We start from the raw sequence: 1659 nt of genomic DNA on the forward strand, positions 1-1659 counted from the left end.
GCGGCTGTGGGGGTCGGGGCGTAGACGCGCAGCGCCGAAGGCACGGCGACGCAGCGCAGGGTGAAGCCGGACGGGTCGCGCTCCTCGAGCTCGCCGTCGTGCACGAAGACGGAGGGGCCGCCGGCAGGCGGGCGCACCGCCACGTCGAACGAGGGCAGCACCAGTCGTTCGAGGTCGGCATCCCGCGGCATCAGCCGGAGGGAGCGCAGCACCGTGACGGTGCGCGGGCCGAAGGCGAGGGCCGTGATGGCCTGCGACCGGGAGCCGCGGGCGTGGTGGATGCGGATGTCGAGCACGCCGTCGTCGGGAGTCTCGCGCTGCATCGTCGCGACGAGGTCGGGATCGTTCCGGCCGACGCCGATGAACACGGACCACACCGATGCCCGGCGCCCTGCGCGCACGATCGTGACCGGCGTCGCCCCACGCAGCTCTTTGGTGGCGGCGACCAGACCGCCGGCCCACTTGCCGAGCGGCTGGTGGCTCTCGCGCTTCTCAAGGAAGGCGGGGTACGTGCCGACCGAGACGGCATTGAGCACTGTGATCGGGTCGTCCTCGTCGGCGGTCACCTCGAGCACGGTCACCGTGCGACCCGACCCCGCCTCGAGCGCATCGATCGCCACGTCGACGTCGTCGAGCCCGATCGCCCGCGCGAAGTGGTTGAAGGTGCCACCCGGCATGACCAGCAGCGGCACGTCGTATTTCCGGGCGAGTCCCGCCATGCGCGACACCGAGCCGTCGCCCCCGTAGACGCCGAGCACCGCAGGGGCGGCGTCGCCGGCCATACGCTGCGCGACGACTTCGGCGAGGTCCTCGCCCTCGGCGAGCACGTGCACGACCGCGGCCGGAAGACGCGCCGCGAAGGTCGGACCAGGGTCGGCGCGGAGCACCGCGGTCCCGGACTGCGCGTTCCGGATGATCAGCACGCCCTCGCCGCGTGCGACGGGTGGGCACGCGACGGTGGAGAGGTCCATGAGGCAGAGCGTACGCGCATCCAGATCGCTGATCGGTCCGGCAGAGCGCCCCGGTACGCTGTTCCCAACCCATCCACCATCGCCGCCCGCGCGCGGACTGATCCTCAGCAGATCGGAGGTTCCCCACATGTCCAGCACGATGCACACCACCCCCGGTGCACAGAAGGCGATCATCGGCGAGCCCGAGGTCGTCGAGGACGACGCGAACGCGACCGGCCCGGTCGAGGCATCCGATGCCTGGCTGTCTTTGAAGGCAGCTGCGACCGCGTTGCAGTCGCTGCAGGCTCAGGACGGCTCAGTTCCGGATGCCGCGTCCCACGCCGCCGCGCGCGATCAGGTCACCGCGATCACCGCGGCGATCGAGGAGCTGAGACCCCGGTTCCGACATGACGACGAGTACCTCGAGTCGTCGATTCGGGACTTCCAGCGCTGGGCCGAGGGGGACTTCGGCGTGCCCGATTTCCTCGACTCGCTCATCGCCTTCCAGCCGCAGCGGCACCGGCTCGACGGCATCCGTCATCTCGTCGTGTTCCCGATGTACACGCAGAACGGGTCGCGCAATCGGTTCGTCGAAGCGCTCATCGTCGAAGTGATCTGGCCGGAGTTCATCGCGCAGCTGGAGGCCGGCGACTACGGCAACAAGCTGTTCGTGTCGCTGCGACTCGTCGATTTCACGCCGGGCTACGAC

At 70.2% G+C, this 1659-nt stretch carries 2 protein-coding genes; one reads left to right on the plus strand and one right to left on the minus strand.

Features of this window, described 5'->3' with window-relative positions:
• Positions 1 to 971: diacylglycerol/lipid kinase family protein (locus AC1DVT_RS20125; protein WP_477391153.1), on the minus strand; the 971-nt coding region annotated here is incomplete at its 3' end.
• A 127-nt stretch (positions 972 to 1098) separates the two neighbouring features.
• Here AC1DVT_RS20125 and AC1DVT_RS20130 point away from each other — a divergent pair.
• The coding region (locus tag AC1DVT_RS20130) for a DUF6421 family protein (RefSeq protein ID WP_477391155.1) at positions 1099 to 1659 on the plus strand (561 nt) is incomplete at its 3' end.

Source organism: Microbacterium sp. P2_F9 (assembly GCF_056403635.1).